Annotated in this window: 8 protein-coding genes and 1 pseudogene; 4 read left to right on the top strand and 5 right to left on the bottom strand. The window is 67.0% G+C overall.

Annotated features, from left to right (window positions below; translation table 11 throughout):
- Positions 1 to 331, top strand: a 331-nt coding sequence (locus tag VI480_RS05270; protein ID WP_323671774.1) for a DUF2237 domain-containing protein, incomplete at its 5' end; no start/stop codon positions are given.
- Between the two features lie 44 nt (positions 332 to 375).
- Complete coding sequence (locus tag VI480_RS05275; RefSeq protein ID WP_323671775.1) at positions 376 to 771, top strand: hypothetical protein; 396 nt, start codon at positions 376 to 378, stop codon at positions 769 to 771.
- Between the two features lie 10 nt (positions 772 to 781).
- Here VI480_RS05275 and VI480_RS05280 read toward each other — a convergent pair whose 3' ends face one another.
- A complete protein-coding gene (locus VI480_RS05280; RefSeq protein WP_323671776.1) occupies positions 782 to 1,942 on the bottom strand; it encodes a citrate synthase in 1,161 nt (386 codons plus the stop codon).
- A 102-nt stretch (positions 1,943 to 2,044) separates the two neighbouring features.
- Between VI480_RS05280 and VI480_RS05285 the strand changes: the two genes are divergently transcribed.
- Positions 2,045 to 3,163 carry a citrate/2-methylcitrate synthase gene (locus tag VI480_RS05285; RefSeq protein ID WP_323671777.1) on the top strand — a complete coding sequence of 373 codons (1,119 nt, stop codon included), beginning with the start codon at positions 2,045 to 2,047 and terminating at the stop codon, positions 3,161 to 3,163.
- A gap of 61 nt (positions 3,164 to 3,224) precedes the next feature.
- Here VI480_RS05285 and VI480_RS05290 read toward each other — a convergent pair whose 3' ends face one another.
- Both VI480_RS05290 and VI480_RS05295 read right to left on the bottom strand, forming a co-directional pair.
- Positions 3,225 to 3,494 (bottom strand): type II toxin-antitoxin system PemK/MazF family toxin, encoded by a 270-nt coding sequence (locus VI480_RS05290; RefSeq protein ID WP_323671782.1) that lies wholly within the window; start codon positions 3,492 to 3,494, stop codon positions 3,225 to 3,227.
- A gap of 40 nt (positions 3,495 to 3,534) precedes the next feature.
- Positions 3,535 to 3,849 (bottom strand): type II toxin-antitoxin system PemK/MazF family toxin, encoded by a 315-nt coding sequence (locus VI480_RS05295; protein ID WP_323671778.1) that lies wholly within the window; start codon positions 3,847 to 3,849, stop codon positions 3,535 to 3,537.
- A 301-nt stretch (positions 3,850 to 4,150) separates the two neighbouring features.
- On the opposite strand from VI480_RS05295, the gene VI480_RS05300 reads away from it, so the two are divergent.
- Positions 4,151 to 4,351, top strand: a complete 201-nt coding sequence (locus VI480_RS05300) for a hypothetical protein (RefSeq protein WP_323671779.1) — start codon at positions 4,151 to 4,153, stop codon at positions 4,349 to 4,351.
- A gap of 57 nt (positions 4,352 to 4,408) precedes the next feature.
- Here VI480_RS05300 and VI480_RS05305 read toward each other — a convergent pair whose 3' ends face one another.
- Both VI480_RS05305 and VI480_RS05310 read right to left on the bottom strand, forming a co-directional pair.
- A complete protein-coding gene (locus VI480_RS05305) occupies positions 4,409 to 4,960 on the bottom strand; it encodes an AAA family ATPase (protein ID WP_323671780.1) in 552 nt (183 codons plus the stop codon).
- 86 nt (positions 4,961 to 5,046) lie between these two features.
- A pseudogene (locus tag VI480_RS05310) lies at positions 5,047 to 5,480 on the bottom strand (hypothetical protein); the annotation flags it as partial.

Here is a 5,480-nt window from a genome sequence, read left to right on the forward strand (position 1 = left end):
GTATGACCCGCTGACCGGCTGGTTCCGCGACGGCTGCTGCAACACCGACTCGGGCGATTTCGGCGTTCACACCGTCTGCGCCGTGATGACGGCGGAGTTTCTGGAATTCTCCAAGTCAGCCGGCAACGACCTGTCGACGCCGCAGCCAGCCACCGGCTTCGACGGGCTGAAGCCCGGCGACCAGTGGTGCCTGTGCGCCTCACGCTGGACCGAAGCCTTTGAGGCGGGCGTCGCTCCCCCGGTGGTGCTGGAGTCGACCCACGCCCGCACCCTGGAATGGGCCAGCCTGAGCGACCTCGAGGAGCACCGGTTCACCGGCAACACGGCTTGAGGCCCCGCCGCCAGCTCGCCGGGTTGGTGCGACTCGCTTGTGCGGTGCTGGCTGCAGGACTGGTCTCGGGCTGCACCGGCAGCACTGCGGGCGACCTTGCGGCGGACGCTCAGCTCCGGCACCGGCTCGTCGAATGCCTGCACGTCATCGACGTAGTCCCCGAGCCTGGTCCTGGCTACGCACCACATGGTTCGGGCGGCGGATTCATGGCGCTGCCCACAGGGACATTGCAGCTCGGGCGATCGGGGTCGGAAGGCTCTGGCCGAGAGGACTACCGGTTCGCGAAGTTCGGGCTGCTCGTGCGCCGCGCTCAGCAAGCCTCGCTGGAGATCGTGAGCGCCCCTGACGACGCCTTCTTCAACTACGGAAGCGGCGCATTCGGGCCCGCCGACACGCTCACGGCCGGACCCTGTGACTCCGACGCGCCATGTGGCGGGTGAGCTTGGGTAGTCAGTCGCCGATGTAGCGGGCTCGGAAGCGGAACCTGAGGGGCTCTTCGCCGTATTCCTCGAGGGCGTGGGCGATCCAGCCGACGGTGCGTGCGATGGCGAAGACGGCCTCGCCGGACTCGGGTGTCATGTCAGCCAGGTAGGTCAAGGCTCCGAGGGCGTAGTCAACGGTGGCGATGCCCTCGCTGCGGTCGGCTGCGAGGTTGTACACCTCAAGGACCGTTCCGAGGCGCTCGTCAGTGTGCCAGGCGCTGGCCAGGGCTTCCATGAGTGCGCCGCAGCGAGCATCACGCTGCTTGAGCATGACGTGCCCGAACCCGGGCGTGAAGCCCAGGGTGCGCTGAGCGTCGCCGAGTGCACTGGCCGCGTCGCCGCTGCGCGCTGCCTCGGCAAGAAGGCGGTGCACCGGGGCACTCGCTGCGCCGTGGAGGCGACCACCGAGCACTCCGAGACCGGCGGTGATGACCGAGTAGGGATCGGCACGAACCGACGCTGCGACTCGGGCCCCCAGCGTGGAACTCGCCAATCCGTGCTCGGCCAAGAGCACGAGTGCTCGGTTCAGTGCTGCTCGGCGTCGCTGACCTGCCCGTCGACCTGCTAAGCGGCACCACAGCGCGTCGGCGATGTCAGAGCCCTGCGGGTTGGAGCGTCGCGGCAGCGAACTGATCATCGCCTTCACAGCCCGGCGTCCGGCAGTGCGCACAGAGGTCGGCGACAGGTCGTCCCGCAGGGGATCTGCTGCAGAGGCGAGTGCGACTCCGATCCGGAGCCGGTCCATGAGGGGCGCTCGCTTGGGAAGCGGGGCCCCGATGTCGTCGGGATCGTCTTCGGATGACCACGATTCGCCTGGAGCTGCTTGCCATATCCGGTCGGCTGCCTCTTCGAACGTCGAGAGTGCAGCCTCGGCCACGAGATCGCGGCCGCGCACGTACACGCCTTCATCGGTTGATCGCGCGATGCGCGTCGACACGAGCGTGGCGAACTCGCCTTCCGGTCGTTGCCGCCGTCGCAGCCGATCGATCTCGGAGGGGTCGAACCGCGACCTGCGGCCGTCCGCGTCGAGCGCTCGGTGCAGCAATCCCCTGCTCACATAGGCGTACAACGTCTCTCGCTTGACACCGAGGCGGGCAGCCGCCTGTTCGGTCGTCAGCCACTCGTCCATGCGCTTGATTCGCCCCAGGTCTCCAGCGCCCAGTGTGGAGCGCCGCGACGTTGATATTGATCAACATTGTCAATATATCTTTCTGCGCCTACGCTCGCTGCCATGAGCAACAACGTCGTCCCCGCAAGATCCGTCGCTCCACCCGGGCTGAAGGGCTTGATCGTGGCCGACACGGCCGTCGGCACCGTCCTCGGCGAGGAGGGCTGGTACCACTACCGAGGCCACGACGCGACGGAGCTCGCCCGGACGGCGTCCTTCGAGACGATTGCCAGCCTGCTCATCGACGGCACGGCGCCGTCTGCGGGCACCGAAGCGGACTTCGCAGCCGAGCTGTCGGCGCATCGGGAGCTGGACGCGGATGCGCTCGACCTCGTCGTCAGGCTGTCGCGCACCGACCTCGACCCGCTCGCGGTGCTGGCCAGCGTGCTGCCGCTGGTCGTCGACGGGCGTCCGAGCATCGACATGACCCACGCCCAACGCCGGCGAGCGGTCATGCAAGCCATAGGTGCCGCCCCGACCGTGCTGGGCACGGTCAATCGCGTGCGTTCCGGGGGCGAGCCAGTGACCCCAGACGACCGCACCTCCTACGCGGCGCACTACCTGAGAACGGCCTTGGGCCATGCACCGCAGCCGGCGCAGACACGGGCAGTCGAGACGTACTTGGGGCTCACCGCCGAGCACGGCTTCAACGCCTCGGCATTCACCGCTCGGGTCATCACCAGCACCGGCGCGTCGGTAGCCGCAGCATTCGCAGGAGCCCTCGGTGCGCTGGCGGGGCCGCTGCACGGCGGTGCCCCGAGCCGTGTGCTCGACATGATCGAAGCGATCGGCGACCCAGCAGCGACCCGAGCCTGGGCATCAGCCGAGCTGGACGCGGGCCGCAAGCTCATGGGATTCGGACATGCCGTCTACCGCACAGCAGATCCCCGCTCGGAAACGCTGAAGCAAGTGGCGCTCGGGCTGGGCGGAGAGCTCGTCGAGCGAGCCGTGGCCATCGAAGCGGAACTGCTCGCATTGCTCGCCCACCACAAACCCGGCGCCGTCATCGTCACCAACGTCGAGTACTACGCCGCTGTGGTGCTGCACCTCGCCGGGCTCCCCCAAGAGGCCTTCACCTCCACCTTCACCGCGAGCCGCATCGTGGGCTGGGGCGCTCACATCCTCGAACAAGCCGCCGACAACAAGATCATCCGGCCAAGCGCCCGATACACCGCAGCGTGATCCTGCGTCGGCCCATGGACGACGTCGACTACATCACAGTGATTGGCGCTCGCTCAGGTGGCTACAGGTCGAGATGGAGGCGGAGGGCGTCGTCGAGCCGCTGCATGAGCTCGAATGGCAGCACCCCGATGCGGTCGCCGATGCGGCTGGCAGCCACCGAGCGGACCTGTTCGGCTTGCGCCTTGGAATCAACCCCCAGCCCTGCGACTGCGGCCTCGATGAGAACTTGGAACGGCAATACCCGGTCGGTGTTCGAGGTCAGCGGCACCACGGTGACGACGCCGCGTCCGGTGATGCCGACCGCAGCATTGGCCGCGTCATTGCTGACAATGACCGCCGGCCGCCACCGGGCGGCGACAGGATGCGGCTAGTCAGAGATCAAGCACCGTGGCCAGGGCGATGTCGACACCCCATTGCTCCTCTTGTGTGAGGTGGCCGACGAAATCGCCAATTCGGCTGACGTCAACAGCTCCGAGCTGCTCCACGAGAACCCGTGTGCTCTGTCCGGCGATGTCGATAGCAGGACGGAACGAAGCTGCCCTTGCGCTGGTAGATGTCGGTGCCACGAGGATGACCGACCGAGGCAGCAATGCGTCGGACTGCACCACGACGCCGTACCGTCGCCCATGCTGTTCGTGTCCCAAGCCCTTCGGCAGGCGCAGTTCGTGGATGTCACCCCGGCGCACGAAGTTCTTCCATCAAACTTGCGACGGCAGCCATCTCGACCCTGTCGGCCTCGTCAGCCTCCAAGGCTGCAGCCTCAGCCGCGAGAGCCCAACGGTCACGAAGACGCTCGGCCTCGTTCACGATAGATCTGCGCACCGCCTCGGATTGCGTCAGCCCTTGAGCCTCGACTCTGCGAAGCGCCCTCAACGCCTCTTCATCGAGCCGGACAGATATCGCGTGCGCCACTGCGTCAATGTATCACGTTTCGTCTTACACACCTCTGTCATGGCCTGACGGGCAGTCGTACATACCCTTGCGGAGGTGCCGGTTCTGAGGTGGTCTGATCCGCTGACGGGGAGGCCGACGCGAATCCTGGTGGCAGGTGCGGTGGCTGCGGGCAAGTCGACGCTCGCACGGCAGATCGGGGCCGCTTGGGGGCTGCCGTACGTGGAAATGGACAGCCTTTACCACGGTCCCGCGTGGGAGCCGAGACCGACGTTTCGCGACGAGGTCATCACATAGACGAGTTGCCTGCATCAGCACCCGGCACGGTCGACACAGACGGCTGAGTCGAGCGTCCTACGGCTGGCGAATCAGTCCTTGGCCGTCGCGGATCGCGCCGGCAATCGCAGCCGCCGTCTCGTTTTCATCCCAAGGAGAGGTGTCGAGGTCCAGCCCGATGCCAACGCATTCCTGCTCCATGCGGTCGTACAGCCACAGGTACTGCTCGGCAACGCTCTTGTCGACCCGTCGCCGGTCTCGCTCGAGGACTACTTCACGCGAGGGAGCGAGTAGCACGTAGTGCAATGGTGCTCCTCGCAGCGCAGCCAGATATCCGTCCAGACGGCCTCGTGTGACGACCACATCGTCGACGATCACCGTGAATCCCTCGGCAAACAGCCGGTTGGCGACCTCCGCCACCATCCGCGTCACCAGCACCAGCTGCCGATCGGCCTCGTCGCTCGGCGAACCGCCGGGATTCACTCGGCCTTCGCGGATGCAGGTGCGCAGCACGTCGGCCTCGACGTGCGCGCTGCGGGGAAACATCGCCGCAAGCGCACCGGCGACCGACGTCTTGCCGGCGCCCGGCACGCCCGTCAGCAAGATGATGCGCGGCTGCTCGATTTCCATTCCCAAGAGTCTGGGCTGCGTGAGCGGGATTGCGCCTCGCAGCGGTCAGAGACTCCAGCTCGGGCAGCATCAACACGTCAGGGGTGTCAAGCGCGCCAGAGTCTGAGCAGCTCGCTGGCCGCGTACCAGCGGCGCGCACGGCCGACGGTTTCGGTGCCGACCTCAATCTCTGACAGCACACCGTGCCTGGCAAGCGTCTCGAGTGCGGTCCTGCCAGTGCGCTCGCTGACGTCGAGCAAGCTGGCGACATCGGCCGAGTTGATGACGGGATGACCGGGAAGGAACCGGAGCAAGGCCCGGGCGGCGCTGTCGTGTCGCAACGAGCTGGTCATCCGGCTCCATTGCTCGATGAGTTCCTGCGACTCGTTGACGATGGCGTTGGCGAGATCCGCTGTTCGCTCGACCACCTGAGCGAACCACTGCACCCACGGCCCGGCGCGCCCGGTCTCGAACATGCGGAGCCCAGAGAGATACCCGCCGGCGTCGCGGGCGATCGCCATGCTGATCGGCGCCACCGAAC

Source organism: Candidatus Poriferisodalis multihospitum (genome assembly GCF_028283155.1).
Lineage (GTDB): Bacteria > Actinomycetota > Acidimicrobiia > Acidimicrobiales > Poriferisodalaceae > Poriferisodalis > Poriferisodalis multihospitum.